Genomic DNA, 26,688 nt, shown 5'->3' on the forward strand with positions numbered 1-26,688 from the left:
ACGGACGGCACCCGCTGCCGGGTGCCGTCCGTCCGTTCACTCCTCGCCGCGCGCCGCCCGCAGGACGGTCCGGCGTTACGGCGCCATCTCGTACGCCCCGGCCAGCGCCTCCACGCGCGCCCACACGCGCGCCGAGCGCTCGGCGTCGACGACCGGGCGCCGGACCGCGCCCAGTGCCCACTCCTGCTGGTCCGCGGTGGCGGAGTCCTTGCCGTGCAACTCGACGGCGTGCGCGGAGAAGTCGCGCACGAGGACCCCGAACAGCTCGTCGAGGACGTCCTCGTCCAGGCCGGTCAGACGGGCCTGCTCCAGGATCAGCTGGCCGTGCACCACCAGCGCGAAGAGCTGGCCCACGGCCAGGAGGAGGTCGAGGTCCCGGCTCTGCTGCTCGTCAGGGGCGGCGGTCTTGACGAACTCGCAGAGCGCGTCGGCCTGTTCGCGGAAGCGGCTGACGTTCGGCACGGTGGCGTAGGCCTCGTAGGCGGGGCGCCAGTCGTGGAAGCGTACGGAGCCCAGACCGCGGGCCGGCCCCTGACGGAAGAGGAAGGCGTCGTCCGCCGCGTCGAGGCGGGTCGGTACCTCTGCGTACGCGGCCGGCTCCAGCAGGTGGTTGCGCATGAACTTGAGGATCAGCGCGAGGTTGACGTGGACCGTGCCCTCCAGCTTCGGCAGACCGCGGATCTCGACGGCCGCCTGGGCGAAGTAGGTGTCCTTCTCGAAGCCCTTGGCCGCGATGACGTCCCACATCAGGTCGATGACCTTCTCGCCCTCGGTGGTCACCTTCATCTTCGTCATCGGGTTGAACAGCAGGTAGCGGCGGTCATCGGGGCCGGCGGAGCGGAAGTAGTCGACGGCCCGGTCGCTGAAGAGCTTCATCCCGACGAGGCGGACGTACGCGTCGCTCAGCTCGCGGCGCACGTGCGGGAAGGCGGTGACGGGGCGTCCGTAGAGGATGCGGCCCTGCGCGTGCGTAACGGCCTCGTACATCGCGTGCTCACAGATGCCGATGGAGGCGGTGCAGAGGTTGAACTTGCCGACGTTCACGGTGTTGAGGGCGGCGTCGAAGGCGGCGCGACCGGTGTGCAGGACGTCTTCGGGGGCCACCGGATAGTCCTCCAGGCGGAACTCGCTGACGTACTTGGAGGAGTCGACGACGTTCTTGACGAGCCGGTACGACGGGTGGCGGCTGTCGGCGGCGAAGAAGACGTAGCCGTCGGGGCCCTCCACGTCGGTGCGGCGGCCGAAGACGGAGACGAGACCGGCGGCGTTGCCGTTGCCGATGTAGTACTTGGAGCCGGTGGCGCGGAAGCCGCCGTCACCGTCGGGCTCCAGCAGCATGTCGGTGGAGTAGATGTCGGCGCCGTGGGTCTTCTCGGACAGGCCGAAGGCGAACACCTCGCCCTCGCTCAGCAGTTGCGCCGCCCGGGCGCGGGCTTCGGCGTTCTCGCTCTGCCAGACCGGGCCGAGACCGAGGATGGTGACCTGCCACGCGTACCAGTAGTCCAGGCCGTAGAAGCCGAAGATCTCGTTCAGGGCGGCGATCCGTGCGGTGTCCCAGCGCTTGTCCGGCTCCGCCTCGCCGGCGGCGGGGGCGGGCGTCAGGAAGGTGGCGAAGAGCCCCGACTCGGCCGAGAACGCGAGGAAGTCCGCCAGCCAGGCACGGGAGCGGTAGTCCTCGATGAGCCGGCGCTTGCCGCGGTTCTCGAACCAGTCGACGGTCGCGCGCAGCAGCCTGCGGGTCTCGGGGTCGAAGTGCGCCGGGTCGTAGGTGCGCGGGTTGAACAGCAGCGGGTCGGACATGTCGGCCGGCCTTTCGGTCGAGGGATGAGGGGTTACTGGTGAGGCGGGTGAGCCCGTCAGGGGGCGGCGAGGCGGTGGAGCGTGGCGAGTACGTCCTCCAGCCAGGCGAGCTGCATCCGCTCGTACGCGATGCCGCCGCGGAGCACGACGTGCTGGAGCTCCCGTCCGGGGTCGCGGGACACCGCGGGGGCCTGCGGCCCGGTGAAGTCGCGCAGCTCGCCCGCGAGGTAGTGCGTGAGGCGGTCGCTGTGCGCCCGGTGGTGCCGCTCGACCTCGTGAATGAGCGCGGCCGGGTCGTCGAAGGCCGCGCCGCGGATCTTCACGGCGAGCTCGTGGCGGACGCTGTCGGGCTGGATCGGCTCGGCCAGCCAGGCGGCGAGGGCGGCCCGGCCGGCCTCGGCGACCGAGTAGTCCTTCTTGTCCGGCCTGGCCTGCTGGGGCACCTCGCGGACGTCGAGCCAGCCGTCGCCCTCCATGCGCTTGAGCACCCGGTAGATCTGCTGGTGGGTCGCGGTCCAGAAGTAGCCGATGGACCGGTCGAACCGGCGGGCCAGCTCGTATCCGGAGCCCGGCTTCTCCAGCAGAGAGACGAGGATCGCGTGCTCAAGTGCCATGACCCGATTTTTCTATGCAACTCGTTGCATAGACAAGCGCCCCCGCCCGGGTGAGACGCGGCTCACCCGGTGCGCCGCCGCCGGTCCTCAGTCCTTCGGGCCGCCGTCGGCCGGTTCCCCCCGCTCGGGGCCCCCGTGGACGGAAGGCACCTCGACCGCCGCCGGGTCCAGGATCCGGTTGAGGAAGTTCCGGGTCCTCTCGTGCTGCGGACGGGTCACCACCCGCGTGGCCGGTCCCTGCTCAACGATGACCCCGCCGTCCATGAACACGACGCGGTCCGCGACCTCGCGGGCGAAGCTCATCTCGTGGGTGACGACCATCATCGTCATCCCCTCCCCCGCCAGGACCCGCATCACCGACAGCACTTCGCCGACGAGTTCCGGGTCGAGCGCCGAGGTCGGCTCGTCGAAGAGCATCACCTCAGGCCCCATCGACAGGGCCCGGGCGATCGCCACCCGCTGCTGCTGGCCGCCGGACAGCTGCGCCGGAAAGGCGTCCGCCTTCTCGGCGAGGCCGACGCGCTCCAGGTTCTCGCGGGCGACGGCGGCGGCCTGGGCCCTGTCCCGGCCGAGCACCCGCCGCTGCGGCAGCGTGAGGTTCTCGGTGACGCTCACGTGCGGGAAGAGGTTGAACTGCTGGAAGACCATGCCGATGCGGCGGCGCACCGCGTCGATGTCGACGTCCAGGTCGGTGACCTCGGTACCGCCGACGAAGACCTGGCCCGCGGTCGGCTCCTCCAGCAGGTTCACGCAGCGCAGGAGCGTCGACTTGCCGGAGCCGGACGGCCCGATGACGCAGACCACCTCGCCGCGGGCGATCTCCAGGTCGATGCCGCGCAGGACGTGGTTGTCACCGAAGGACTTGTGCAGCCCGCGGATCTCGATCTCCGGACGGTCCGTGGTCATCGTGTGCGCCGTTCCCGTCGTCTCTGTCATCGCGTCCTCACGTGGCCTTGTCCGCGCGGGCCTCAAGACGGCGCACCACGAAGCTCAGCGGCACGGTCACGAGGAGGTAGCACAGGCCCGCGACCAGGATCGGGGTGGAGTTGGCGGTCTCGCTGGCGAGGTCCCGGCCGAATTTCGTCAGTTCCCGCTCCTCCAGTGTCACGCCCAGGAACAGCACCAGCGAGGAGTCCTTGAACAGCAGGACCAGCTCGTTGGTGAGCGGGGGGATGACGATGCGGAACGCCTGCGGGATGATCACCGACACCATGGCGCGGGCGTGGGAGAAGCCCAGCGAGCGGGCCGCCTCCATCTGGCCCTTGGGCACCGCCTGGATGCCGGCCCGGATCGTCTCGGCCATGTACGCGGCCGCGACCAGGCCGAGGCCGAGCGCGACCTTCCCGTACGTCCCGCCGGGGATCTCGGTGCCCGGGAACGCCAGGGGCACCGCCACGCCCACGAAGATGAAGATCAGCAGGGCGGGCAGGCCCCGGAAGAGTTCGATGTAGACGCTCGCGACCCACCGGTAGGGGGTCACCGAGGACAGGCGCATCATCGCGATGACGAGACCGAGGACCAGGCCGAAGACGAACCCGGACATCGTGTACACCACCGTGTTGCGCAGGGCGATGGTGATGATCTTCGGGAAGAGGCGGAGGGCCAGGTCCGTCTGCGCGAACTGGTTCTGCAGCCGGTCCCAGTCGGCCAGGACGCCTATCACGACGATCGCGGCGATGAAGATCGCGTACTGGACGCCCTGCCAGACCCGGCGCCGCTGGCGCCGGGTGAGCCGAGAGGTCACGACGTGGCCCGGGGCAGCGGGCCGATCCACTGCTCGTAGAGCTTCTTGTAGGTACCGTCCGCCTTTGCCGCCGTGATCGCCTTGTCGATCTCGGCGAGGAGAGCGGTGTTGCCCTTCTTCACCGAGAACCCGTACTGCTCACCGGTCTCGATGTTCTGTCCCAGAACGAACTCCGACGCGTTCGCCTTGTCCTTGAGCCAGCCCTGCACGACGGGGTAGTCGATGACGACCGCGTCGACCTGGCCAGTGCGCAGCCCGTTGAGCACCGCGTCGGAGCTCTCGAAGGCGACCGGGTTGAAGCCCTGGCTCTTGGCGTAGCTCTCGCCGGTGGTCTCGGCCTGCGCGCCCAGCTTCTTCCCCTTCGCCTTGACGTCGGCGAGCGAGGTGACACCGCTCTTCTTCGTCGCGAGCAGGGCCTGGGTCGCGTCGAAGTAGGGAACGGAGAAGTCGACGTTCTTCTTGCGCTCGTCGGTGATCGTCATGCCGGCCGCGGCCAGGTCGCACTGGCCCGAGTTGAGGAACGCACCGGTCTTGAAGTTCTCGAACGGCGTGTCGAGGATCTTCTGTTCCACCTTGAGGTTCTGCGCGACGAGGTCGATGAGTGCCACGTCGAAGCCGACGACCTTGCCGTTCTGCTCGAACTGGAAGGGCGGGTACGGCAGATGGGTGCAGGTGGTCAGCTTGCCCTGCTGTACGACGCGTACGCCTCCGGCCGCTTCCCCCGGACCGCTGTCGCCGGAGGAACAGCCCACCGCGAGGAACATTCCCGCGGCGGCGGCAGCGCCGGCCGCCGAACGGATGCGGTGGCTGCGGCGGTGAGTGCGGTGTCCTTGCGCCGTCCGGAACACGGTAGACCTCCACGGGTGTGGGTGGGGCGGCGGTCGCGGGACGAGACCGTCCGTCGCGATCGTAAGCCCCCGTGGCGCGCGGCGGTGGATCATTCGTGAAGCGTCGTCGCCGGTACGGCCGAGCCCCGGCCGAGCCCGGCCGCCCAGGAGCGGCGCCGGGTGCGGCGGTGCGGCGTGCGGCCGAAGAGCGGCGCCGGGCCGACAGGGCGACGATGGGAGGTGTGGACGAAGCCCAGCCGCCGCCCGCAGCGGGCGAGCGGCCGCGGGAGCTGACCGTGGCACCCCTCGTGCCCAGGGGTGGCGCCGGCGCGCACCACTGCCCAGGCCCGCCGCACCGCACGGCCAGCGCCGTCCGGGCCGGCCGCACCGCCCGGGAGGAGCGGGTGCACGATGGATGAGGGGACTCCGTTCGACGACCTGGTCAGCAGCGCCGCCCAGGACGCCGGAGGGTGGCTGGGCGCCCTGCCGGTGGCTCTGGTGGCCACCAGCAGCGACGGGATGATCGTGCGCTGGAACCACGGCGCGCAGGACCTCCTCGGGTACGCCCCGCCCCAGGTCATCGGGCGGCACATCGCCGATCTGCTGCATCCGGGGGCCGACCGCAGCCTGGGCCGGTCCCTGTGGGAGACGGCCGCCACCGGCCGCGGGGTGATGGGCACGGTCACCGCCTGGCACCGCAACGGTCACCCCCTGGAACTCGAAATCTGGGCCTGTCCCGTACCGGACCGCCGCCACGGCGCCTCGGCCGTGCTGGTCTTCGCCGCGGACGCCCACGCCGCCCGCCGCATCCGGGGATCCTCGGCGGTGTGGGACGGACTGTTCGCCCGCTCACCCGTCGGCATCGCCATCCTCGACACGCAGCTGCGGTTCCTCCAGGTCAACCCGGCGCTCGAAGCGATGAACGGGCTCGCGGAGTCGGCCCACGTGGGCCGCCGCCTGGCCGAGGTGCTCCCCCAGGTCAACGCCGACGAGATGGAAGAGGCCATGCGGGAGGTCCTGGACACGGGCGAGCCGGTGCTCGACCGCCGTCGCACCGGCCGGACGCCCGCCGACCCGGAACACGACCGCGTGTGGGCCTGCTCCTACGTCCGCGTGGAAGACCCGGGCGGCCGCCCCATCGGCGTCATCGCCTCCCTCCTCGACATCACCGCCCAGGAGCGCGACCACACCGAGGCCGAAACCGGACGCCGCCGGCTCGCCCTGCTCAGCGAAGCCAGCTCGCGCGTCGGCGCCAGCCTGGACCTGGAGCGCACCGCGCAGGAGCTCGCCGACCTCTCCGTACCGCACCTCGCCGACGCCGTCACCGTGGACGTACTGGACTCACTCGCCCGGGGCGGCGAACCGGGCCCGGGACTCGCCGCGGGCGTGGCGCTGCGACGCCTGGGCAAGGCGCCGCTGAGCGGCTCCGCCGTCACCCGGATCCTCGCCCCGCTGGGCCGCACCCTCACCTTCCCCGCGTCCGCCCCGTACACCCAGGCCCTCGCGGCACGCCAGCCGTTCCTGATCGCCCACCTCGACGACCGGGCCGTGGCCCCCGCCGCCCGCCACTCCCCCAAGCCCGCCCAACTGCTCGAAACCGGCGTGCACTCGTTCATGATGGTCCCGCTCATCGCCCGGGACCTGGTCCTCGGGGTCGCCACCTTCTACCGCACCCGGCGCGTGAGCCCCTTCGGCTCCGACGACGTCACCCTCGCCGGCGAACTCGCGGCGCGGGCCGCCATCAGCATCGACAACGCACGCCTCTATCTCCACGAACACGAGACCGCCGTCGTCCTCCAGCGCAGCATGCTCCCCCAGCACGTCAGCCCGCCCCCCGGCATCGAGATCGCCCACCGCTACCTGCCGGCCAGCGACGTCAACGAGGTCGGTGGCGACTGGTACGACGTCCTTCCGCTCGCCGGAGGCAGGGCCGCCCTCCTGATCGGGGACGTCATGGGCCACGGCATCGCGGCCGCGGCGGTCATGGGACGCCTCTCCGCGACGGTCCGCGCGCTCGCACGCCTCGACATGTCCCCCGCGGCCCTCCTCCAGCAGCTGGAGGCCACCCTCGCCGACCTCACCGAGCCGATGCTCGCCACCTTCCTCTACGTGGTCTGCGATCCGGCCACCGGGCACTGCACCGTCACCCGCGCCGGACACCCGCCACCCGCCGTGGCCCAGCCCGACGGCACCGTCTACGTCGTCAACACCCCACCCGGCGCGCCCCTCGGGGTCGGCGGCATCACGTTCACCACCACCGACATCACCTTGCCGCCCGGCAGCCTCCTGGTCCTCTACACCGACGGCCTCATCGAGGCCCGCAACCGCGACATCGACGAACGCCTGGCCGAGCTCACCAGCCTGCTCACCGATTCCCGGCAACCGCTGGACCACCTGTGCGACTCGCTGATCGCCCACCTCGTACCGGCATCCGCCGACGACGACATCGCCTTGCTCGCCGCCCGCATCGGTACGCACGGCCGGGCCGCTCACCGCGAGGCGCAGCCGTGAGGGGCCCGAGGCGGCGCGGCGCGGGCCGGGGCCCGGGCCCGTGGGCGGTAGCGGTGGCGGCCGTGGCCTGCGCCTGCGCCTTGTCGCCGTCCGCCGGGCCGGCCGCCGCGGCGCCGGCCGGGGCGCGGTCGTCGTCCACAGCGCCCTGTACGAACGAGCAGCTCACCGCGGACGGTGCGCGGCGCGTCGACGGCAGCCGGGTGCGGATCACCGTGAGCAACGACGGTCCCGCGCCGTGCGTCCTGAAGGGGTTTCCGACGGTGGCCCTCGCCGGTCAGGGCTCGCCCGACCGCAACAAGCCCCTGCACGTGGTCGGGCAAGGCCCGGCGCGCGCCGTGGAGTTGGCGGTCGGGGGCCGTGCCTCGACGGAGCTCGCCTTCACGCCGGTCCTGGGTGAGGCCGGCGGGTACTGCGCCTCCGGTGCGGAGCCGACCGTCGTCCCTTCGCTGGTGGTGGGTGTGAGCGGCGGGGGTGGGGACGGGGCGGGTGGGGGCGGGTTCCAGCTGGCGCCCGACGACGGCGGGCAGTTCGCGCTGTGCGGCGCCACCGTGCACGCCACCGCCTTCCGCGGCAGCGGTTCCTGACCGGCCGAGGACGGAGGCGATGCTGCCCGCGCCGCTCCCGCTCGGCCACCACCAGGCCGCCGTCCGCTACCGGCCCGCCGCCGGAGGGCTGAACGTGTGCGGCGACTGGTACGACCTCGTCGACCTTCCCGGCCGGACGGCCGTCGCCGTCGGTGACGTCGTGGGCCACGGACTGCGCGCGGCCGGTGTCATGGGCCGGCTCCGCAGCGCCCTGTCAGCCGCCTCCCGCGTCGCCGAGGACCCCGCCCGGGCCCTCGAAGGCCTCGACCTGTACGCGCGCTCCATCGGCGGCGCCGACTCCACGACCGCGGTGCTGGTCTTCATCGACCGGGACGGCCGCACCCTCACCTACAGCAGCACGGGCCATCCCCCGCCCGCGCTCTGCCACGCGGACGGCACCGTCACCTTCCTCGACGGGGCCACCGACCCGCCGCTGGGTGCCCGGCCCGAACCGGCCGGGCGCCCCCAGGCCCGTACGGCCTTCACCGACGGCTCCACGCTGGTCCTCTACAGCGACGGCCTGATCGAACGCCGTGGCGAGGACATCGGCACCGGCCTGCGAAGGCTCGCGCAGGCCGTGGCACGGCACCGCACCGCCGACCCCGGCGCGCTCGCCGACGCCCTGCTGACCGATCTCGTCCCGCCGGTCGGCATCACCGACGACACGGCGCTGGTCGTCCTGCGCCTGTGAGGGCCGACGCCCTCGCCCGCCCGCCCCACCTGCACGGAGCACGGCGGCCCCTGGGGTCGCGGCGGCTCAGGGCTGCCTGATCGCGGCGAGCACGGCCGCAGCGCCCTGGGCCAGGAGGTCATCGGCGAGGCAGGCCCCGAGCTTCTCCGGACTGTCCGCCGGGCCGGCGCCCGAGGCCCTGACCTGCGTGGTCCCGTCCAGTGAGGTGACGGCCGCCGACAGGTGGAGCAGACCGTCCGACTCGATGCGCCCCCACGCACCGACCGGTACGGAGCACCCGCCGTGGAGTTCCGCGAGCAGCGCGCGCTCCGCCCGTACGCAGGCGTCCACGTGTGCGTCTCCGGTACCGGCGAGGATGCGGGCGGCCTTCGAACCGGTGCGGACCTGAATGCCGAGGGCTCCCTGTCCGGGCGACGGGAGGAAGAGGGCCGGGTCGAAGACATGGCTCCGGTCGGCCGGGGGCATCATCGCCAGCCGGTTCAGTCCCGCTGCGGCCAGCACCACCGCGTGCATGCCGGCGCGGCCGGCGTGCTTGATCCTCGTGGGCACGTTGCCCCGGATGGGGATCACGTTGAGATCGGGGCGCAGATGGAGGAGCTGAGCGATCCGTCTCGGGGCGCCGGTGCCGACCGAGGCGCCGTGGGGCAGGTCGTCCAGGGTGGATCCGCACAACACGTCGCGGACGTCTTCGCGCGGCCCGGGTGTCCTCATCAGCACCGTGCCCTCGGCGACGGTGGTCGGCAGGTCCTTCAGGGAGTGCACGACCACGTCGACCTCTCCCTCCACCAGGGCCCGTTCCTGGTCGGTGGAGAACGCGGAACCCCCCGACGTCCTGGCGACCTCCGCCAGCGTGGCGGTCACGCGGTCCCGGTCTCCGCCCTCGGTGAGCAGACGCCGCTTGAACACGACGCCGCGGGTCACGGACGCGATCTGCTCCAGCCACTCGCGCGCCTGCTTCTTCGCCAGCGCGCTGGCCCGTGAGCCCACCACGATCACGTCTGTCATTCCGGCCAACTCCCCGCTCGGGCAACCATGTTGACCTTCAAGCCTAGCCCCTCGAAAGCATGCGCTTTCCGACAGAATGTCACCAAGGGGCTTCGGGGATGCGTCTACAGGCTGAGCGCGTCCTCCGCGTTGTCGACCCACGCGGTCACGGAGTTCTTCGTGGGCGACACGTACAGGCCGGGGGTCGAGGCCTTGAGCGGGGTCTGCACCAGATCGGACTCGGTGTTCATGGTCATCGCGATCGTGTTGACGGTCTTGCCCGTGCCGTCGTGGGCGCCACCCATGAGCCCGGCGTACGCCGAGGCGCCCGGGGCGAGCCGGATCGCGTCCTCGATGCCGGGGGCCTTGCCCCGCTCGGTCGCCTGTCCGTCCAGGTCACCGAAGGTCACGACCGGGTGGCCCAGCGCCCTGCACGCCTTGGTCCCCTTGTTGGTGATCTTCAGCAGATAGCTGCCGGTGGTGGGCTCCGCGAGGGACGCCGTGAACGTCAGGTCGTTCGTGCCGCACGGGAAGACGTCGAAGTCGGGATCGGGCGACGGGGTCGCGCCCTTGCCCGGGGTCCCGGACGGCTTCGCGGGCGCCGCGGACTTCGTGGGCTTCGCGGGGCCGGTGGCCGGACCGCCCGACCCGGCTGACGCGCCGTCCTCGGCGGGCCCACAGGCGCTCAGGACGGCCAGGGCGGATACGGCGGCGAGGACGGCAGCGGCTCTGCGTACGGTGCTCATCGTGTTGCTCCCTTGATGGGACGCGCGGAATGCGCCAGGCGGAACACCAGCGTCCCGTGGAAGCTTCACAGCTTGGTGACGGTCTCTCGCCGAAGCGACACCAGAGCGCGGGCTCGATGACCGGCCGCGCCGCCCGGCCAGGCCCCGCTGCTGAACGACGGCGGGGTGGAGGACCCCGCCTCCGGCGCCTCCTGGCCCTACCAAGACCGATCCTGCAGCCTAGGAGGACGGTCGGGCACGAACCGCACCATCTTCGTAGCCGGATCCTCCAGCGGCTCGGAGAATCGTGCCGGCCAGAGCTCCACCGGCCCGAGGTACTTACCCAACTTGCGTACCGCCCGCGCCCGGTCAAGCGCCACTGTTTCGGCACTCCCCCGGCACGTCACGGAGAACACCTCCCCCGTGGCCGGCTCACAGGTATCCACGACCACTGCCATGCGCGGATCTTCGGCGATGACCCGCCCAAGCCGGGAGTACGCGCCAGTAAGCCACCAGAATGCCCCCTCCTCCCAGACGAACCACACCGGGCGGACGGAAGGGCCCACGGTTGCCACACGGGCGACCAGGGGGCGGGCTAAAAATTCGTTCACGTCCATCGCGGCAATGTAGCGGCGCGCCGCCGGGCGCAGTCTCGAAGGGGTGGTCCGAAACGCCGACCACGGGCACCCGGGCGTGCCGGTGTCACGGGATGATCAAGCGTCAACGGTCCACGCACCCCCAGCCCGGCCGATCGGCCCGGTGAACCCATGCGGTCACAGCAACACCGACGGCGCCAGGAGTGCAGCCGGACCGCATCCGCGTCCTCGCGCCGCAGAACAGTCACCAGCGTCCCTGCAGACGAGCAAACGCAGCCGACCAAGCACCGCCCCGAGCATCAAGGCCTCAGAAGTCCACCCACCCACCAGTCGTGCGGCTTGCCATCGTTGGCGATGCTGCGATTGCCCAGTGTCCCTTCGACGGTGAAGCCGAGTTTCTCGGCGACGGCACGCGAGCCGGTGTTCCCGGCCATGGCCCACCACTCGATGCGGTGGACGTCGATGGTGGCCCAGCCCCAGTCGCACAGGGCCCGAGCGGCCTCCGCCGAGTACCCGCGTGCGCGCTGTTCCTTGACCGCCCAGTACCCGAGCTCCCAGACGCCGCGGCTGATGAGGGTCAGGCAGTACGAGCCGACCAGGGCGCCGGTGTCCTTGCGGAACGCCCCGAGGGTGTAGTCCCTGTCCTCGGCCCACTGAGTGGGCAGCGTCTCGCCGACGAGCTTCTCCGCGTCCGCACGCCGGTACGGCACCGGCACCGGGGTGTAGAACTGGATGTCCTCGTCCTGGCAGGCTTCGTACACCGCATCCACGTCGGCAGGGGTGAAGGCCCGCAGCACCAGACGGTCCGTCTCAAGAGTCACTGGATCCATCGCGGCAGTATGACCACCATCAACAAGCGGCGACCAGCGAATATCTCGACCGAGCACCGCCCACCACAACACCCCCGGGCTGGTCAACCGAACCCTTAGTGCTGATCAGCGTTGCGCGGTCGGCCAGGCGGTCAGCGCCAGTTCGGCTACTGCCGCCAGTTGAGGGGCGGTAGCGCCGTCCTGGGCTCGCTGCGAGAGGCCCTGGAGGACTGTGGCGAAGTAGTCGGCCAAGGCCCGAGGGCCGGCCCCGGCAGGTAGCTCTCCGGCCAGCTGTGCCTCCCGTAGCCGGGCCTCGAAGCCGTCCACGTTCTTCTTCCGCAGATCACGGAGGAACGCCTGTACCTCCGCATCCTGCTGAGTGACGTTGGTTGCGGCGCTGATGGCCAGGCAGCCCGCCGGGTGCGAGGGATCCGGGTAGATCGCCGCCGCCTCCCGAAGGATGCGTGCGAACGCCCCGTACGCAGTCGACTCCTCGCGGAGCGCCACCTCTGCGAAGGCACCGACAGGTGACCGGCCGTAGGCGGTGACCACTTCCTCGAAGAGGGACTTCTTGTCCCCGAAGGCCGCGTACAGGCTCCCGGAGCGGATCCCCATCGCCTCGGTCAGCTCGCCGATGGAAACGCCTTCATAGCCGCGCTCCCAGAACAGGCGTGTGGCCACGGTCAGCGCCGCCGCGCGGTCGAAGGTGCGCGGACGGCCGCGCTTGGGCGTCTCAGTCATGCGCCACATTCTAGAGCGATCGACCAAGAAATCGTGCTAGCTTCTTTTTTGGTCGAGCACTCAACAAATGAAAGGCTCCAACCGCCATGGGTATGCACCGACTTGAAGGAAAAATCGCGCTGGTCACCGGCGGCAGCAGGGGCATCGGGCGAGCCGTCGCGGAGCGGCTCGCCCAGGACGGCGCTGTTGTCGCACTCACCTACGCCAGCGACGCCAGCGCGGCTCACGACGTCGTGGAACGCATCCGAAAGGACGGTGGCCGGGCCTTCGCCCTCCACGCACAGCTGGGCCATCGCGGTGACGCCGCCGCCTTGTGGTCGGCCTTCGACGCCCAGATCCCCCAGCACGCACCCGGGCGAGTCGTCGACATCATCGTCAACAACGCCGGCATCGGCCTCAGTGCTGACCTGGCGTCACTGACCGAGGACGGTTTCGACGAGGTCTTCGCCGTGAATGTGCGAGCGCCGTTCTTCATCGTGCAAGAGGGCCTGAAGCGACTGCGCGACACTGGCCGGATCATCAACATCTCCAGCGGCGCGGCCCACCTCGCCATGCCCGAGGCCATCGCCTATGGCGCCACCAAGAGCGCCCTGGACAACTTCACCCTCAACCTCGCCAAGGAACTCGGCGCCCGGGGCATCACAGCGAACTCGGTCGCTCCCGGGATCATCGACACGGACGTCAACGCAGGCTGGCTGCGAGGCAATCCGGAAGCCGAAGCCCACGCAGCCTCCCTAGCCGCACTGGGACGGGTCGGCCAGCCGGAAGACGTCGCCGACATCGTGGCCTTCCTCGCCTCGGACGACGCACGCTGGGTCACCGGCAAGGTGATCGACGCCACCGGAGGTTCCAGTCTGTGAACCTCCACCCTTGGGCGGGAGCACCCGTCTGTGAATCCCGCTCCAACTGCTGGACGGTCGCCGGAACTCTCCCAGGACCCTTCAGCCGTTCAGCCGTTGAGGTGGTGCGGAGCGCACACGGGGTGCGTGTGCTCCGCTACGGTGCGGCGCCGTCGCGCGCCTCAGCTCACCGCCTGCTTCACGAGCGCGCCGATCCGCGCCTCCACCTCGGCCGTCACCTCGGTCAGGGCGAAACCGGCCGCCCACATCGGGCCCTCGTCCAGCTTCGCCTGGTCGCTGAACCCGAGGGTCGCGTAGCGCGCCTTGAACTTCTCCGCGCTCTGGAAGAAGCAGACGACCTTGCCGTCCAGTGCGTACGCGGGCATGCCGTACCAGAGCTTCGGTGCGAGGGCCGGGGCGCTGGCCGTGATGACGGCATGGACGCGCTCGGCCATGATCCGGTCCGAGTCCTGCATCTCGGCGATCTTCGCGCGCACCTCGCGCTCCGCCTCCGCCGCCTTGTCCGCGCGCGAGCTCCGGCGCGCGGCCGACTTCAGCTCTTGGGCGTGGTCCTTCATCGCGGCCCGCTCCTCGGCCGTGAATCCCTCGTGCGTGCTCTTCCCGGTGCTGCTCATGGCAGACCTCCCCGTTGAGGATCTTGATGATGAGGACTTCGAGAGGGACCTTATCCCGGCGCACTGACAGCGGCCCGTTCCCCGCAGGGGGGCCGTGGTCAGTGGCGGCGGGTCAGGGTGTCGGGAGCGCCGGCCGACTGCGCTCCTTCCGACTCGAGGGTCAGCCGGTCCGGTTCCGCCATCGTCAGTACGTAGAGGTTGCCCCGGGGGCAGTCGAAGGAGGCCGCTCGGTCCGTCGGATGGCTGGTCACCGCGGCGAAGACCACGCTGTTGCGGCTGATCTGCCTCAGCTCGAGGGCTTCCGTGCATCCCAGGTTCCGCCCGGTGGAGAGCTCCTTCAGGTCGCTGACCTGCCGGCCAACGATGTCGCCCACGGCCCCGGCGTTCAGGGTGACCGTGACGGCGAACTCCCCCGTACGCGCCTGGGTGATGCTGTCCGCGCCCGGCGTCCCGGAGCCGACACCGGACCACGTTCCGACCCACGCCGCCGGCAGAGCCGACGCGGAGGACTGCTGCGCCGGTGAGGAGGGCGTGGCCGAGGCGGAGGGAGCCGCCGCGTCACCGTCGCCGCCACCGAGGAGCCGGACCGCGAGCGTGACGGCCACCGCGAGGGCCGCGGCGCCTGCGACCGCGCCCAGCACGCGTGGCCGACTGGGCAACCGTCCACGGCGGCGTTCCGGCACAGCGGGTGGGGGCGGCGGAGTGCCGGGAGCCGCGAAGGCGCGCGCCGGTTCCGATAGCGGCGCCGGGGGAACGGCCGGCGTCGGTGGCTGCGCGTCGGCGAGCAGGCGCCGCAGCTCGGCCTCCCGGCGCCCGGTCTCCTCCAGCAGGGCCGGTGGCACAGCCCTGAGCCAGTCCTCCTCCTCGGCGGCGCCCAGCCGCGCCCGTACCTCCTCGGCGGTCGGGCGCAGGGCAGGGTCCTTGGCCAGGCACGCGCGCACCAGCGGAAGCAGTGAATCGGGTACGCCGTCGAGCCGGGGCTCGTCGTGAACGATCCGGTACAGGAGGGCGGGCAGGGAAAGCTCCTCGCCGCCCGCCAGGAAGGGACTGCGGCCGGTGGCGGCGTACACGAGTACGGCGGCGAGCGAAAACACGTCGGCCGGGGCCGAGGCCACGGCGCCCGTGGCCTGCTCCGGTGCCAGGTATCCCGGCGTACCGACCACCGTGCCGGTCCGCGTGTGGCGGGGGTCGCGCACCGCCCGGGCGATGCCGAAGTCGATGAGGAAGGGCCTCTGCGCGCCGAGCAGCACGTTCGCCGGCTTGATGTCACGGTGGACCACCCCCGCCGCCCGAACGGTGACGAGCGCGGCCGACAGCTCCCGGGCCAGACACCACAGGGCCGGTTCCGCCAGCGGCCCGTACCGGCTCACCCAGTCGCCCAGCGACGGAGCGGCGATGTACTCCGTCGCCAGCCACTGCGGCGACGAACCCGGCGGGCTGAAATCCACCACCGAGACCGTCCACGCGCAGCGCACGCGGTCGTTGGCGCGTATCTCCCGGTCGAACCGTTCGGCGAAGTCCGGCTCAAGGCTCAGGTCGCGGTGCACGGTCTTCAGGGCCAGCGGTCGGCCGGACGCCGTCCGGGCCAGGAACACCTCACCCATTCCTCCCGCGCCGAGACGCGCCAGCAGGCGGTACCCCCCGATCTCCGGCGGGTCACCAGGCCGCAAAGACTCCACCGACTCCCCCTGTCCCGATGCCCGTTGTCAGGGCCGCAGTGTACGGACCCCCGCCGGGCACCGTAGGGGCCGCCCGTGCCCGCGTGTCCCGCGTGTCCCGCGTGTCCCGCGTGTCCCGCGTGTCCCGCGTGACAGGGAGCTCAGGAGCTCAGGAGATTCCGTACCACTGGCTGGCCCAGCCGGTGTTGATGGTGCTCGTGGACTGCTCGGCGAGGTTCAGGGTGGCGGGCAGCGAGGTCTGACCGGTCAGGACGGTGCTGTACCGCAGTAGCGGCGGCGTCAGACCGGCGTTCACCGAGATGCCGGCGCCCGTGGACTTCAGGGTGAGGGCATTGGTGGCCCAATTGCCGTTGAGGAGCAGGGCGATGAAGTAGGTGCCGGGGGCGGCGGTGAACGGCTTGTCGAGGGCCAGGGGCTTGGCGATCGGATCGGTCATCAGCTGGGGCGAGATGTCCGGGGTGGCCGCGACGCGGGCGCCGGTGGCGTCGTACACGCCGAGGTAGCAGTTGGCGAGCTGGGCGTTCGGGTCGATCCCGGCGAGGCCGAGCCAGATGTTGGACCAGGTGATCTGCTCGCGCAGCACGATCCGTACCAGGGTGATCCGCCCGCCGACCCCGGCGGCCGACTGGGCCGTGACGTGCCCCGCGTCATTGGGGTCGCCCGTCCACGCCAACAGGTTCTGGTCCTGTGGCCGGGGCCCCTCGAAACCGGACCCGCTGCCCTGCGGGACCGGGGACGTGGACGCCGTGGAGTGCACCGCCTTGGGTCCGCTCCCGCCCGGCGTCGTGCATCCGGCCAGGACGAGCAGGGCCGACAGCGCGGCAACGAGGCCGGTCGCGGCGGCGGTGGTGCGGGTGCGCATGGTCCCCCCATGAGGTGCGGATGTGCCGACGGACATGATCACACGGGCCGCCGGAGCGCAGCCGACGCGGCGGCCTACGGGCGGTAGAGCTCCTCGGCGCGGGCGGCGTCCACGGACCGGTCCGGGGGAAGGTGCAGGAAGTGGTCCAGCTGCCACGCCTGCGCCGTACCGGCCTGGCGGTTGGTGGTGGTCACCCAGGGCGGGTAGACGCGGAAGGCCCGCTTCCCGCCGGAGCCGTTCTCCGACACGACCCCGCGGCGGCGGAGCACGTCGAGGGGGAACACGAACTGGCCGAAGTGGTGGCCCTCGCGGCTGCTGATGACGAAGAGGTCGACGGGGTCCGTGGCGTCGAAGGGCTGGATGGGCCCGCCCGGCGACCTCTTCCACACGGTGACGAACTGGCCGACCTTGGTCGGGGTCGTCCTGGCTGCGCGGAACCGGACGGCGCGGCCGTCCAGGGTGAAGGTGTGGGCGGCGTACTCGGCGCTCTCGGCCTCGGGGACCGGCTGCGAGCAGGTGAATCCACAGGGGTCGTAGACGAGCGCCTTCGCCGCGAGGAGATCACCGTGGACCGGTGCGGTGTCCGGCCACGGTGAGGGGGTGGTGGGGTGGAGAGCGGTGGGGTGGCGAGGGGAGGGGCGCGTGCGGTCCGGCGTCATGCGTTCACCTTGTCACGGGTACGCGGCTTCACCGGTACGCGGACGGCCCTGCGCGCTCGGTTCGCGGGCTGAGAGCTTGGACATCGGCTGCGTCCTTCCGGTCGGCTTTATGCTGCGGGAATGATCAAGCCGATTGAACTCGTGATATTCGACTGCGACGGGGTTCTGGTCGACAGCGAACCCCTCGCGACGCGCGTCCAGGTCGCGTTGGGAGCGGAGCTGGGCTGGCCGCTCACCGAGGACGAGGTCATCGACCGGTTCATCGGGCGCTCCAACGCCTCGGTGGCCGAGCAGGTCGCCGCCCGGCTCGGCGACGAGACGGCCGCCGTCTGGCGGGAACGGTTCGAACAGCTCCACCGCGAGGCAGTGGACGCCGGGCTGTCCGCCGTCGAGGGACTGCCCGAGGCACTCGACGCGATCACCTTGCCGACCTGTGTCGCGTCCAGCGGCTCGCACGAGAAGATGCGCCACACCCTCGGCCGCACCGGCCTCTACGAACGCTTCGCCGGCCGCATCTACAGTGCCACCGAGGTCACCCGCGGCAAGCCCGCCCCGGACCTGTTCCTGCACGCCGCACGGCAGATGGGTGTCGACCCGGCGCGGTGTGTGGTGGTCGAGGACAGCCGGCCCGGCGTCCAGGCCGCCCGCGCCGCCGGTATGCGGGCCTTCGGCTACGCGGGCGGCCTGACCCCGGCCGGGCGGCTCGAAGGGACCGGAACCGTCGTGTTCCACGACATGCGCGAACTGCCCGCTCTCATCGCCGGGGTGTGACATGACCCGCGCACCCATCGACGACACGCATTTCGGCGGCATCACCGTCCGGCAGGACGGCCACGCGCGTCTTGAGGTCAGCGGTGAGGCGATCCCGCACGTGGTCCTGGAGCGCGGCCCGCGAGCGCCGGTGGAGCCGCACACCGCCATCGGCACGCGCGACCCCGCCCACCTCACCCTGCGGATCGACGGCGCGCGGGCCGACGTGCGGCCGGCGAAGGGCAGGCTGAGCAGGCGTTCGTACCGGGTGGACGTGGAGTACGGCGGTGTGAGGTACCGCCTGGTCCCGGACTCCGTCCCCAGCAGCCGCCTGACCCGCGACGGGGTGCACATCGGTGACTTCTCCTGCGACGGGGACGAGACGGTCGTCGCCGAATGGAAGGAAGGGTCCCGGATCCAGCCCGCGGACGCCGCGATCGGCTACGCCCTGGCCTCGGCGTTCGGCACGGGCGGCCAGCCCCTGTGGATGATGCTCGTCGACGCCGTGAGCAGCGCGCTCCCCTAGAGGGTGTCTTGTGGCCGTCGCCTCTACTCCGCTACGGGTGGAGGGCGCGCGGGCTGTGAGCGGTGCGCAGCGCCTCCAGTCTCTGCTCGGTCAGGTGCAGGTGGCGGGGGTCCAGGGACGGCAGGACGCGCAGGAAGCGGATCAGCTCGGGCCCGGCATCGATCGCCGCTGCCCGGTCCTTGAGCTGGGTCCAGCAGTGGAGGGCCCCGGCCGCAGCGGCGTGCACCTCGGGATCGCCCGGGCCCTGGCGGGACAGGCGGGCCTGGCCGGCGCCGATCCAGAGCCGGGTGGCGAGGCGGAAATCGCCCGCCATCCGTGCGAGGTCGGCGCGGATCTCCGCCCACTGGGTCGCTTCCGGGGAGGCGTACCCGTGGGTCTGCAGGACGTGTTGCTCCCATGCCTGGGCGAGGGCGGCCGCCTCGTGATGGCGTCCGCCGGTGGCCAGGGCGTGGAGGTGCGGCCGGGGATCCTGGGCGGCGGGGGCTGAGGCCGGGCTGGGAGCGGGGGCCGGGCTCGCAGCGGGGGCCGGGGGGACCGCCGGTTCGGGCGGATGCGGCCGCGGGTGCTCCGGTTTCTGCCCTCGCGAGGGGCCCTGTTGCTGGTGTTGCTCTTGCTGTTGTTGCTCTTGCTGTTGTTGCTCTTGCTGGTGTTGCTCTTGCTGGTGTTGCTCTTGCTGGTGTTGCTCTTGCTGGTGTTGCTCTTGCTGGTGTTGCTCTTGCTGGTGTTGCTGCTGTGCGGCGGGCCGCGTGCCGAGTTCGTGGGCACTCGGCAGCACGAGGGTGCCCGGTGGCAGCGCCGCCGCACCTACCGCCAGGGCGTGCAGGTTGACGTTGGCGGGCCGGGCGGGACTGTGACGCAGCTGGTCGATCCAGTGCCGGGTGTAACTGCTCACCGCGGAGCCCGTGGTGGCGAAGGCGGGCGGGCACACCACCCCGTACACCTCCGCCCAGGGCGAGGCGGGCAGGTGGCCGTACTCCTGCAGCAGCGGCCATGCCTCCTTGTCGGCGGCGAGGTCGAGCAGCACGGTCGTCAGTCCCGCGGGCCGGCCGCGCAGTTCGGTGGCCAGCCACTGCCAGGGCAGTGAGGTGTAGCGGACCGTGCCCGGCGTGGTGCCCGCCAGGGCGAGGTGGAGCTGGCGGCTACGGCGGTCGACGGTGAGCCGGCCCGAGAGGTAGAGCAGCAAGGGGCCCGGTGTGGCGGCGGCCGCGCGCAGGCGCGTCAGGACGGTGTTCGGGTCGCGGGCCCCGTCGAGGCACACGGTGTCGCTGGGGATCTGACTGTCCAGCAGCATGGCGGCCGGCACCATCGCGAGGGCAGCGAGATTGGCGCTGGGCGCGAGCTGTACCGTACGTCGGCGCACGGCGACGTCTCCTGCTATCAGGAGGACATGCCCCCGTTGCTGCTCCGCTGCATTGATGTGCATGAGCAGACCGTACTCAACTCGCGGCGCCCCGATGCACGGTGTCGCGGAGAGCGGATGTCGCGCAGCCTGGGGGACGGGGACGGCACGAGGCGGCGGTCGGTTCACCGGCCCTCTGGTCTACTCTCGGTCGGGTGATCGAGTACGTGGAGCAACTCGGCGGCGGCGTGCCGCGGATCGGCCCGCCCCTCAAGGGCGCGGCCGTGGCCGTCTGGTCGATGGACACCCTGCAGGACGTCGTCGGCGGGCACCGGGTCGCCGAGGCCGCGGCGGTGCTGGACGCCGACGAACGCGAGCGGGCCGGGCGGCTCCTGCGGCTCGGTGCCCGGCAGCGCTACCTCGCCTCGCACGTCGGACTGCGGGTGCTCCTGGGCGGCTACCTGGGGATGCCCGCGCGGGACGTGCGTCTGGTCCGGGAGGACTGCCCGTGCTGCGGCGGTCCGCACGGCCGTCCCGCCGTAGGCGGGGGCGCCGTCCACTTCTCCCTCTCGCACAGCGGCGACATGGCCTACTTCGCGTTCGCGGCGGTGCCGGTCGGTGTGGACGTGGAGGAGACCCCGAGCGCGGAGGCGGTCGCCGACGTGCTGCCCACCCTGCACCCGGCGGAGAGCGCCGAGCTGACCGCCCTGGAGCCGGGCGAGCGACGGGCCGCGCTCGCCCGTGTCTGGTCCCGCAAGGAGGCCTGCCTCAAGGCCATCGGCCGGGGTCTGGCCCTCGGCCTGGTGGAGCCGTACGTCGGCTGCGGCCCCACCCCTGCGACGGTCGCCGACTGGACCCTGACGGACCTGCCGGCCCCCGCGGGTTACACGGCGGCGCTCGCGGTCGCCGCCCCTTCCTCGCAGTGAACGGGAGCTCCGGCGTCATGGACTTCGAGCAGGTGTTCACCTACGCGTGGAAGGCGCCGGAGGAGGAGCGGCCGTGCGTCCTGTCCGTCGCCTACGAGCCCACCGGGGCCGGCGCGGGCGGCTCCCGGCGCTGGCTGCTGCTGGCCGCCCTGCCCGTCTTCAGCGAGTTCCTCGCTTTCGACGACGCCGCGCACGTCCGGGAGTTCGCCCGTGCGGTGCTCGGCCTGCCCCTCACACCGGAGCCCTACGAGCGGGAGCTGCACCTCAGCGAGACCCGTACCCGCACGCTCCTCTCGGGCCCGGCCACGGAGGAGCGCTCCGCCGGTCTGTCGGTCGGCCGCGACCCCGCCGACGGGCTGCGCGCCTACTTCGCCTACCAGTCGTACTACGCCTTCCCCGGCAAGCCGCAGTACGCCGCGCTCGGTCTCGAAGTCGTCTGCGAAGACGTCGACGTTCCCCGGGCGCACGCCGAGGCACGGGTGCTCCTGGCGGCGCTCGACGCGTCCGAAGGGGACACATCGGGCCCCGGGGGGCCGGACCCCGCCCCCTGATCAAGCCCGTCGGCCGCCGGTGGCCTCGGAGGCGCGCCAGGAGGCCCATCGGGCGGGGGCGAAGGTGTCGGCCTCACGGCGGATCTCCAGCGCGCCGGATCCCGCGAAGTGGGCGGGGAAGACCAGTTCCCGGTCGGCCGCGGCCCGTTCGAGGATCCGGCGGCGGGTGGTCGCCGCCTGGTCCGCGTCCAGGCAGAAGCAGCTGTTGCACGAGGGGGCGAGGATCTGCACCGGGCTGTGCAGGAGGTCGCCGACGAAGACCGCCCGCTCGCCGCCGGAGGTCACGCGCAGCACGGCTGAGCCAGGGGTGTGGCCCGGTGCCGACTCCAGGGTGAGGTGTTCGTCGATGCGGTGGACGCCGTCCCACAACACCGCCTGCCCGGCCCGGTGGACGGGCGCGACGCTGTCCTCGTACATCAGGCGGTCGTCCGGCCTCAGGCCGCCGCCGTAGGAGTTGCGGGGGCCGAAGTGGAAGTCGTCGGCCGCCGGGATCAGGTAGCGGGCGTTGGGGAAGGTCGGGAGCCACTCGCCTGCGGCGTCGTGGGTGTTCCAGCCGACGTGATCGGCGTGGAGATGGGTGTTGACGACGATGTCGACGTCCTCGGGGCGGATCCCCGCGGCTGTCAGGCGGTCGAGGAAGTCCCCCTGCCAGTGGTGGAACTGCGGCGAGTGGGGCCGTTCGCGGCCGTTGCCCACCCCGGTGTCGACCAGGACGGTCCGTCCGGCGCTGCGCAGGACCCACGTCTGCAGGGCCATGACCGCCGCGTCCTCGTCGGGGTGCCAGTGGTCGGGCGCCAGCCACGCTTCGTTGTCCTGCCACATCTCGGCCGTGGAGTCGGCCAGGAGGCCGCGGGCCGGGGCGAAGGCGCCCTGCCACTCGACGACCCGGATGATCTCGACGTCCCCCAGCATGAGGGACTGCTTGCTCTCGCTCGTCATGCCGTCGACTCTAGGAAGAGTGCGGTGAGCCGCTCAATGCCCATACGGCTCATGCGGATACGCGGGCGTCTCGTCCTTGACGCCCGGGATACCGTGGCCGGATGGACGTGGTGAGTGACGCGATCTCCGCCGTCCGCATCGGGCGGCCCTCCTCGCAGCGGGTACGGGTGAGCGGGAGGTGGTGCACGCGGCTCGACCCGTACGACGGCGCGGGCTTCCACGTCGTGCTGGAGGGCAGCTGCTGGCTGCTGCCCGACGGGGGCGACCCGCTCTCGCTGGGCCCGGGTGACGCGGTGCTGCTGCCGTACGGCACGGGTCATGTGATCGCCGATCGTCCGGCCGACGCGGGAGCGGTGGAGCGGGCGGTGCCGTTCGGGCGGTGGGACGCGATGCGCGAGCCGCTCGCGGCGGGCGGCGTGCGGGACGGCTCGGGGGTGGTGGAGATGCTGTGCGGGAAGTACCGGCTCGACCGCGATCGGGTGCACCCCCTGATGGCGGAACTGCCGAAGGTCGTCCACCTGCCGAACCGGGTGGGAGGCCGCCCCGAACTCCGGGCCGCCATCGACCTGCTGGGCCGGGAGCTGGCCGAGATGCGGCCCGGCTCCGGCATCGCCGTCCCCGGCCTGCTCGACCTCCTCCTCGTCTACATGATCCGTTCCTGGGTGGCCGAGGGCACGACGGGCGTGTGGTCGGCCGCGCTGGGCGACCCGGTGGCGGCCGCGGCTCTGCGGGCCCTGCACTCGGACCCGGCCGCGCCCTGGACCAACGAGCGCCTCGCCGAGCAGGCGGGGGTCTCGCGCCCCACCCTCGCCCGGCGCTTCACCTCCCTGGTCGGCCGTCCCCCCATGGCCTATCTGACGTGGTGGCGGCTGAGCCTGGCCGCGGCGCTGCTGCGCGACGGCGACAAGCCGCTGGCCGCCATCGCCCGCCAGGTCGGCTACGGCACCCCCTACGCCCTCTCGCACGCCTTCAGCCGCGAATTCGGCACGACCCCGGGCCGCTACCGGGCACAGGCCGCGGCCTCCCCCTCACTGTCCTCGTCCCCGGACGTCGCCGGCACCAGTGCATGAGCCCCGGGGCGGATGCCGCGCCGACGGCATCCGTACCGTTCCCCTCACCGACCTGGTTCCGGGGCGCTACGTCTGGGCCGACCACCAACTCGACGCCGAGCACACCGCGTCACCCGGCGCGAGCTGACCCCGGCGCGAACTGACCCCGGCCGTCCCCGGAGGCGCGGTCAGTCGGCGCGGTGCACGCTCGCGCCGTCGCTCGGCCGCACCGTCGCGGGAACGCGGTGGGCGGGGCGGCGGCTGCGGGAGACGGCGACACCGGCCAGGCAGATCGCACCGCCCAGCAGGGTCAGCCAGCCGGGGATCTCGTCGAGCGCGATCCAGGCGATGAGCACCACGGCGGCGGGCACCGCGTAGGTGGTCGCGCCCAGCTTTCCGGCGGTGGTCCTGGCGAGGGCGTACGTCCAGGTGGTGAAGGCCAGGGCCGTCGGGAAGAGGCCCAGGTAGACCATGTTGAGGGTGGCCGCCGTCGGTGCCTGGGGCAGTTGTGACAGCAACTGCCCGGCGAACGGCAGGGTCAGCGCCGTGCCGACGAAGCAGCCGTACGTGGTCACCTGGAGCGGGCTCGCGTACTTCAGCGCGGGCTTCTGCGAGACGACCCCGGCCGCGTAGGCGAGGGCGGCCAGCAGGCAGAGCAGGACGCCGGTCAGGGAGGCGGAGCCGCCCTTGGAGGTGGACAGGCCCACGACGGCCGCGCCGGCGAAGGAGACGGCCATGCCCGCCAGCAGCTTCGGCGGGAACCCCTCCCCCAGCAGCCACCCACCGAGCAGGGCGATCACGATCGGGCCGATGTTCACGATCATGGCCGCGGTGCCGGCGTCCACGCCCTGCTCGCCCCAGTTCAACGCCACCATGTAGAAGCCGAACCACAGCGCTCCGGAGGCCAGGATCCCCGGCCAGGCCTGGCGCGGGGGCAAGGGGACCCGCTTGACGACGAGCACGACCGCCAGGGCGAGCGAGGCCGTCAGGAGCCGTCCCAGAGCCAGCGCCCCCGGCTCGTAGTGGGCGGCCGCCGAACGGATGGAGACGAAGGCGGAGGCCCACAGTACGACGGTGACGGCCGCCGCTGCCAGGGCTCGCTGATCGGTTCTATGGCCATCGGCCGTGTGATCCATACAGGTCAACGTACCTACGCCGCCGTGCGCTTGCCCAGGGGGTTTCCCCGCGGCCGCGGCCGCGGGGAAACCCCCTCTAGGTCCGCTCCTGGTGCTCCTCGTTCAGCAGCAGCCGCTTCTGCGGCTTGCCCATGGCGTTGCGCGGCACCGCGGCCACGAATCGGACCTCGCGCGGGCGCTTGTGCGTCGACAGGTGCGCGGCCACGAACTCGGTGAGCTCGGCGCCGGTGACCCCCTCGGCGACGACGAAGGCGACGATCCGCTGGCCCAGGTCCGTGTCCGGGACCCCGACCACGGCCGCCTCGCTCACCTTGGGGTGGTCCAGCAGCGCGTTCTCGACCTCGCCCGCGCCGATCCGGTACCCGCCGGACTTGATCATGTCGATGGAGGCGCGGCCCACGATCCGGTGCACTCCGTCCGCCTCGTCGACGGCCGCGATGTCGCCCGTGCGGAACCAGCCGTCCTCGGTGTACGCCGCGGCGGTCGCCTCGGGCCGGCCCAGATAGCCGGAGAACAGGGTGGGCCCGGTGAGCTGGAGTTCCCCGATGTCGGCGCCCGGCTCGGCGGCGATGCGCGTACGGATGCCCGTGAGCGGCGTGCCGACCGTGCCCGGCCGGACCTCGCCGCCGGCGCGGCCGCTGAGGGTGATCAGGCTCTCGGTCATGCCGTACCGCTCGACGATCCGGTGCCCGGTGAGGCGTTCGAGGTCGCGGAAGACGGGCGAGGGCAGGGCCGCGCTGCCCGACACCAGCAGCCGGGCCCCGGTCAGCGCCGCAGCGGCCTGCGGCGCCCCGGCGATGCGGGACCACACGGTGGGAACGCCGAAGTACAGGCTGCCGCCGGCCTCCGCGTAGGCCTGGGGCGTCGGCCGCCCGGTGTGCACGAGGCGGCTGCCGGTGCGCAGCGCGCCCAGGACCCCGAGGACGAGGCCGTGGACGTGGAACAGCGGCAGGCCGTGCACCAGGGTGTCCTCGGCGCTCCACTGCCAGGCCTCGGCGAGCGCGTCCAGGTCGGCGGCGATCGCGGCGGAGCTGAGGACCACGCCCTTGGGCGGGCCCGTGGTCCCGGAGGTGTAGAGGATCAGCGCCGGGTCGCCGGGCGCGGCCGTCGTGCGGGTCGGCGGCGCGGCCGCGCGCCGTGCGTAGTCCACCTCGATCAGGTGCGCCCCGGAGTCGCGCAGGATGTGCTCGCGCTCGGCGGGCCCGGCGTCGGGCGGCAGCGGTACGCAGGGCAGTCCGGCCAGCAGGCCGCCGACCACGGCGGCCACGGTCTCCAGGGAGGCCGTGGCCGTCACGGCGAAGGCGGGGAAGGGGGCTCCGGCGAGGTCGGCGGCCACCGCGCCCGCCGCGCCGAGCAGTTCCTCGTAGGAAGTGGTGCGGCCGGCGACGGTGAGCGCGTCCGCGCGGTCCCCGTGGATACCGGTGAGGGCGGTCAGCAGCATGGCGGCGACTCCGTTCGGCGACGGTACGGATGGATACGGGTGGATACGGATGGATACGCACGGACACGGATGGTGCGGACGGACACGGTCAGACTACGGGGGCGGCACGGCCCGGTCCGCACTTATGATCGGCAGGACTTGACCGTTCGATGACCCATTTCTCGTCCCGGGGGGCTCCGCGTGGAAACGGCACGGTTCGCGTCATTGATCGCCGCGACGATCACCATGGGTTCGGTGAGCGGCCTCTTCTACGGGTTCTCGGTCTCGGTCATGCCGGGCCTTCGGCGCAGCGGCGACCGGACCCTGATCGAGACGATGCAGCGCGTCAACGTGGCCATCCTCAACGGCTGGTTCATGCTCGGCTACCTCGGCGCACTGTTGTTCACCTCGGTGGCGGTGGTGCTCCACGCCATCGGACCCGGCGAGCGCGGGGCGCTGGCGCCGCTGATCGGCGCGCTCCTCGCCTACCTCGCGGCGATGGGCGTCACGGCCCGGGTGAACATCCCGCTGAACAACGCCCTCCAGGCAGCGGGTCCGGTCGAGACGATCACCGATCCCGCAGCCGTGCGGCGCGCCTTCGAGGCGCCCTGGGTGCGCGCGAACCTGTGGCGGGCGGTGCTGTGCACGGCCGCCCTCGCCCTGCTCGCCTGGGCGCTGGTGCTGCACGGCCAGGGAAGCTGACCGCCGGCTGAAAGCCGTTGGCGAGCCCGCCTGTTGGCTGCCTAGCATGA

General features: G+C 72.1%; 27 protein-coding genes and 1 pseudogene. 10 read left to right on the forward strand and 18 right to left on the reverse strand.

Annotated features, from left to right (window positions below; translation table 11 throughout):
- Nucleotides 1–75: 75 nt before the first annotated feature.
- The 5 genes from AC07DU_RS25495 to AC07DU_RS25515 all read right to left on the reverse strand — a co-directional run bounded on the left by AC07DU_RS25495 (nucleotide 76) and on the right by AC07DU_RS25515 (nucleotide 4,922).
- A complete protein-coding gene (locus AC07DU_RS25495; RefSeq protein WP_479113794.1) occupies nucleotides 76–1,800 on the reverse strand; it encodes an acyl-CoA dehydrogenase family protein in 1,725 nt (574 codons plus the stop codon).
- Between the two features lie 56 nt (nucleotides 1,801–1,856).
- Nucleotides 1,857–2,414 (reverse strand): PadR family transcriptional regulator, encoded by a 558-nt coding sequence (locus AC07DU_RS25500; RefSeq protein WP_360891847.1) that lies wholly within the window; start codon nucleotides 2,412–2,414, stop codon nucleotides 1,857–1,859.
- Between the two features lie 87 nt (nucleotides 2,415–2,501).
- On the reverse strand, nucleotides 2,502–3,320 hold the full coding sequence (locus tag AC07DU_RS25505; protein ID WP_479113870.1) for an amino acid ABC transporter ATP-binding protein: 819 nt from the start codon (nucleotides 3,318–3,320) through the stop codon (nucleotides 2,502–2,504).
- 37 nt (nucleotides 3,321–3,357) lie between these two features.
- Nucleotides 3,358–4,188 (reverse strand): amino acid ABC transporter permease, encoded by an 831-nt coding sequence (locus AC07DU_RS25510; RefSeq protein ID WP_479029763.1) that lies wholly within the window; start codon nucleotides 4,186–4,188, stop codon nucleotides 3,358–3,360.
- Nucleotides 4,155–4,922 (reverse strand): ABC transporter substrate-binding protein, encoded by a 768-nt coding sequence (locus AC07DU_RS25515; RefSeq protein ID WP_479113872.1) that lies wholly within the window; start codon nucleotides 4,920–4,922, stop codon nucleotides 4,155–4,157. The genes AC07DU_RS25510 and AC07DU_RS25515 overlap by 34 nt, the downstream gene beginning before the upstream one ends.
- A 474-nt stretch (nucleotides 4,923–5,396) precedes the next feature.
- On the opposite strand from AC07DU_RS25515, the gene AC07DU_RS25520 reads away from it, so the two are divergent.
- From AC07DU_RS25520 to AC07DU_RS25530, 3 genes and pseudogenes are all read left to right on the forward strand, one after another.
- A complete protein-coding gene (locus AC07DU_RS25520) occupies nucleotides 5,397–7,496 on the forward strand; it encodes a SpoIIE family protein phosphatase (RefSeq protein ID WP_479113796.1) in 2,100 nt (699 codons plus the stop codon).
- On the forward strand, nucleotides 7,493–8,080 hold the full coding sequence (locus AC07DU_RS25525) for a DUF4232 domain-containing protein (protein WP_479113798.1): 588 nt from the start codon (nucleotides 7,493–7,495) through the stop codon (nucleotides 8,078–8,080). Before AC07DU_RS25520 ends, AC07DU_RS25525 begins: the two co-directional genes overlap by 4 nt.
- 13 nt (nucleotides 8,081–8,093) lie before the next feature.
- A pseudogene (locus tag AC07DU_RS25530) lies at nucleotides 8,094–8,771 on the forward strand (PP2C family protein-serine/threonine phosphatase); the annotation flags it as partial.
- Nucleotides 8,772–8,837: 66 nt separating this feature from the next.
- On the opposite strand, the gene hemC reads toward AC07DU_RS25530, so the two are convergent.
- The 5 genes from hemC to AC07DU_RS25555 form a co-directional block, all read right to left on the reverse strand.
- Nucleotides 8,838–9,776, reverse strand: a complete 939-nt coding sequence (hemC, locus tag AC07DU_RS25535; RefSeq protein ID WP_479113800.1) for a hydroxymethylbilane synthase — start codon at nucleotides 9,774–9,776, stop codon at nucleotides 8,838–8,840.
- A 104-nt stretch (nucleotides 9,777–9,880) separates the two neighbouring features.
- Nucleotides 9,881–10,501 carry a DUF4232 domain-containing protein gene (locus AC07DU_RS25540; protein ID WP_479029776.1) on the reverse strand — a complete coding sequence of 207 codons (621 nt, stop codon included), beginning with the start codon at nucleotides 10,499–10,501 and terminating at the stop codon, nucleotides 9,881–9,883.
- 197 nt (nucleotides 10,502–10,698) lie between these two features.
- Entirely contained in the window at nucleotides 10,699–11,097 is a 399-nt protein-coding gene (locus AC07DU_RS25545; RefSeq protein ID WP_479113801.1) for a pyridoxamine 5'-phosphate oxidase family protein, read from the reverse strand.
- 278 nt (nucleotides 11,098–11,375) lie between these two features.
- The gene (locus AC07DU_RS25550; RefSeq protein WP_479113803.1) at nucleotides 11,376–11,906 is read right to left on the reverse strand and encodes a GNAT family N-acetyltransferase; all 531 of its coding nucleotides are present in this window, start codon (nucleotides 11,904–11,906) and stop codon (nucleotides 11,376–11,378) included.
- 105 nt (nucleotides 11,907–12,011) lie between these two features.
- Nucleotides 12,012–12,635, reverse strand: a complete 624-nt coding sequence (locus AC07DU_RS25555; protein ID WP_360891877.1) for a TetR/AcrR family transcriptional regulator — start codon at nucleotides 12,633–12,635, stop codon at nucleotides 12,012–12,014.
- 77 nt (nucleotides 12,636–12,712) lie between these two features.
- Between AC07DU_RS25555 and AC07DU_RS25560 the strand changes: the two genes are divergently transcribed.
- Entirely contained in the window at nucleotides 12,713–13,486 is a 774-nt protein-coding gene (locus AC07DU_RS25560) for an SDR family oxidoreductase (RefSeq protein WP_479029789.1), read from the forward strand.
- 161 nt (nucleotides 13,487–13,647) lie between these two features.
- Here AC07DU_RS25560 and AC07DU_RS25565 read toward each other — a convergent pair whose 3' ends face one another.
- The 4 genes from AC07DU_RS25565 to AC07DU_RS25580 all read right to left on the reverse strand — a co-directional run bounded on the left by AC07DU_RS25565 (nucleotide 13,648) and on the right by AC07DU_RS25580 (nucleotide 17,300).
- Nucleotides 13,648–14,100 (reverse strand): iron chaperone, encoded by a 453-nt coding sequence (locus AC07DU_RS25565; RefSeq protein WP_479113805.1) that lies wholly within the window; start codon nucleotides 14,098–14,100, stop codon nucleotides 13,648–13,650.
- A 98-nt stretch (nucleotides 14,101–14,198) separates the two neighbouring features.
- The gene (locus AC07DU_RS25570) at nucleotides 14,199–15,779 is read right to left on the reverse strand and encodes a serine/threonine-protein kinase (protein ID WP_479113807.1); all 1,581 of its coding nucleotides are present in this window, start codon (nucleotides 15,777–15,779) and stop codon (nucleotides 14,199–14,201) included.
- A 148-nt stretch (nucleotides 15,780–15,927) separates the two neighbouring features.
- Entirely contained in the window at nucleotides 15,928–16,641 is a 714-nt protein-coding gene (locus AC07DU_RS25575; protein WP_479113809.1) for a hypothetical protein, read from the reverse strand.
- A gap of 74 nt (nucleotides 16,642–16,715) precedes the next feature.
- Nucleotides 16,716–17,300 carry a MepB family protein gene (locus AC07DU_RS25580; protein WP_479113811.1) on the reverse strand — a complete coding sequence of 195 codons (585 nt, stop codon included), beginning with the start codon at nucleotides 17,298–17,300 and terminating at the stop codon, nucleotides 16,716–16,718.
- 120 nt (nucleotides 17,301–17,420) lie between these two features.
- On the opposite strand from AC07DU_RS25580, the gene AC07DU_RS25585 reads away from it, so the two are divergent.
- Nucleotides 17,421–18,071 carry an HAD family hydrolase gene (locus AC07DU_RS25585; RefSeq protein WP_453370650.1) on the forward strand — a complete coding sequence of 217 codons (651 nt, stop codon included), beginning with the start codon at nucleotides 17,421–17,423 and terminating at the stop codon, nucleotides 18,069–18,071.
- Between the two features lies 1 nt (nucleotide 18,072).
- Nucleotides 18,073–18,576 (forward strand): hypothetical protein, encoded by a 504-nt coding sequence (locus AC07DU_RS25590; protein ID WP_479113813.1) that lies wholly within the window; start codon nucleotides 18,073–18,075, stop codon nucleotides 18,574–18,576.
- Nucleotides 18,577–18,607: 31 nt separating this feature from the next.
- Here the strand turns inward: AC07DU_RS25590 and AC07DU_RS25595 are convergent, their stop codons facing one another.
- Nucleotides 18,608–19,999, reverse strand: a complete 1,392-nt coding sequence (locus AC07DU_RS25595; RefSeq protein ID WP_479113815.1) for a hypothetical protein — start codon at nucleotides 19,997–19,999, stop codon at nucleotides 18,608–18,610.
- Between the two features lie 131 nt (nucleotides 20,000–20,130).
- On the opposite strand from AC07DU_RS25595, the gene AC07DU_RS25600 reads away from it, so the two are divergent.
- Together AC07DU_RS25600 and AC07DU_RS25605 are read left to right on the forward strand one after the other, a co-directional pair.
- Nucleotides 20,131–20,841, forward strand: coding sequence for a 4'-phosphopantetheinyl transferase family protein (locus tag AC07DU_RS25600; RefSeq protein ID WP_479113817.1), 711 nt, complete (start codon nucleotides 20,131–20,133; stop codon nucleotides 20,839–20,841).
- A 17-nt stretch (nucleotides 20,842–20,858) separates the two neighbouring features.
- Nucleotides 20,859–21,392, forward strand: a complete 534-nt coding sequence (locus tag AC07DU_RS25605) for a hypothetical protein (RefSeq protein ID WP_479113819.1) — start codon at nucleotides 20,859–20,861, stop codon at nucleotides 21,390–21,392.
- On the opposite strand, the gene AC07DU_RS25610 is transcribed toward AC07DU_RS25605, so the two are convergent.
- Nucleotides 21,393–22,331 carry an MBL fold metallo-hydrolase gene (locus AC07DU_RS25610; RefSeq protein WP_479113821.1) on the reverse strand — a complete coding sequence of 313 codons (939 nt, stop codon included), beginning with the start codon at nucleotides 22,329–22,331 and terminating at the stop codon, nucleotides 21,393–21,395.
- Nucleotides 22,332–22,432: 101 nt separating this feature from the next.
- Between AC07DU_RS25610 and AC07DU_RS25615 the strand changes: the two genes are divergently transcribed.
- A complete protein-coding gene (locus AC07DU_RS25615; RefSeq protein WP_479113823.1) occupies nucleotides 22,433–23,401 on the forward strand; it encodes an AraC family transcriptional regulator in 969 nt (322 codons plus the stop codon).
- A gap of 167 nt (nucleotides 23,402–23,568) precedes the next feature.
- Here AC07DU_RS25615 and AC07DU_RS25620 read toward each other — a convergent pair whose 3' ends face one another.
- Together AC07DU_RS25620 and AC07DU_RS25625 are read right to left on the reverse strand one after the other, a co-directional pair.
- Nucleotides 23,569–24,516: a DMT family transporter gene (locus AC07DU_RS25620; RefSeq protein WP_479029820.1), complete on the reverse strand. Its 948-nt coding sequence runs from the start codon at nucleotides 24,514–24,516 to the stop codon at nucleotides 23,569–23,571.
- Nucleotides 24,517–24,592: 76 nt separating this feature from the next.
- Nucleotides 24,593–25,957, reverse strand: coding sequence for an AMP-binding protein (locus AC07DU_RS25625; protein WP_479113825.1), 1,365 nt, complete (start codon nucleotides 25,955–25,957; stop codon nucleotides 24,593–24,595).
- A gap of 180 nt (nucleotides 25,958–26,137) precedes the next feature.
- On the opposite strand from AC07DU_RS25625, the gene AC07DU_RS25630 reads away from it, so the two are divergent.
- On the forward strand, nucleotides 26,138–26,638 hold the full coding sequence (locus tag AC07DU_RS25630; RefSeq protein WP_479029826.1) for an anthrone oxygenase family protein: 501 nt from the start codon (nucleotides 26,138–26,140) through the stop codon (nucleotides 26,636–26,638).
- The last annotated feature ends 50 nt before the right edge of the window (nucleotides 26,639–26,688 follow it).

Source organism: Streptomyces sp. NPDC045695, from assembly GCF_056432025.1.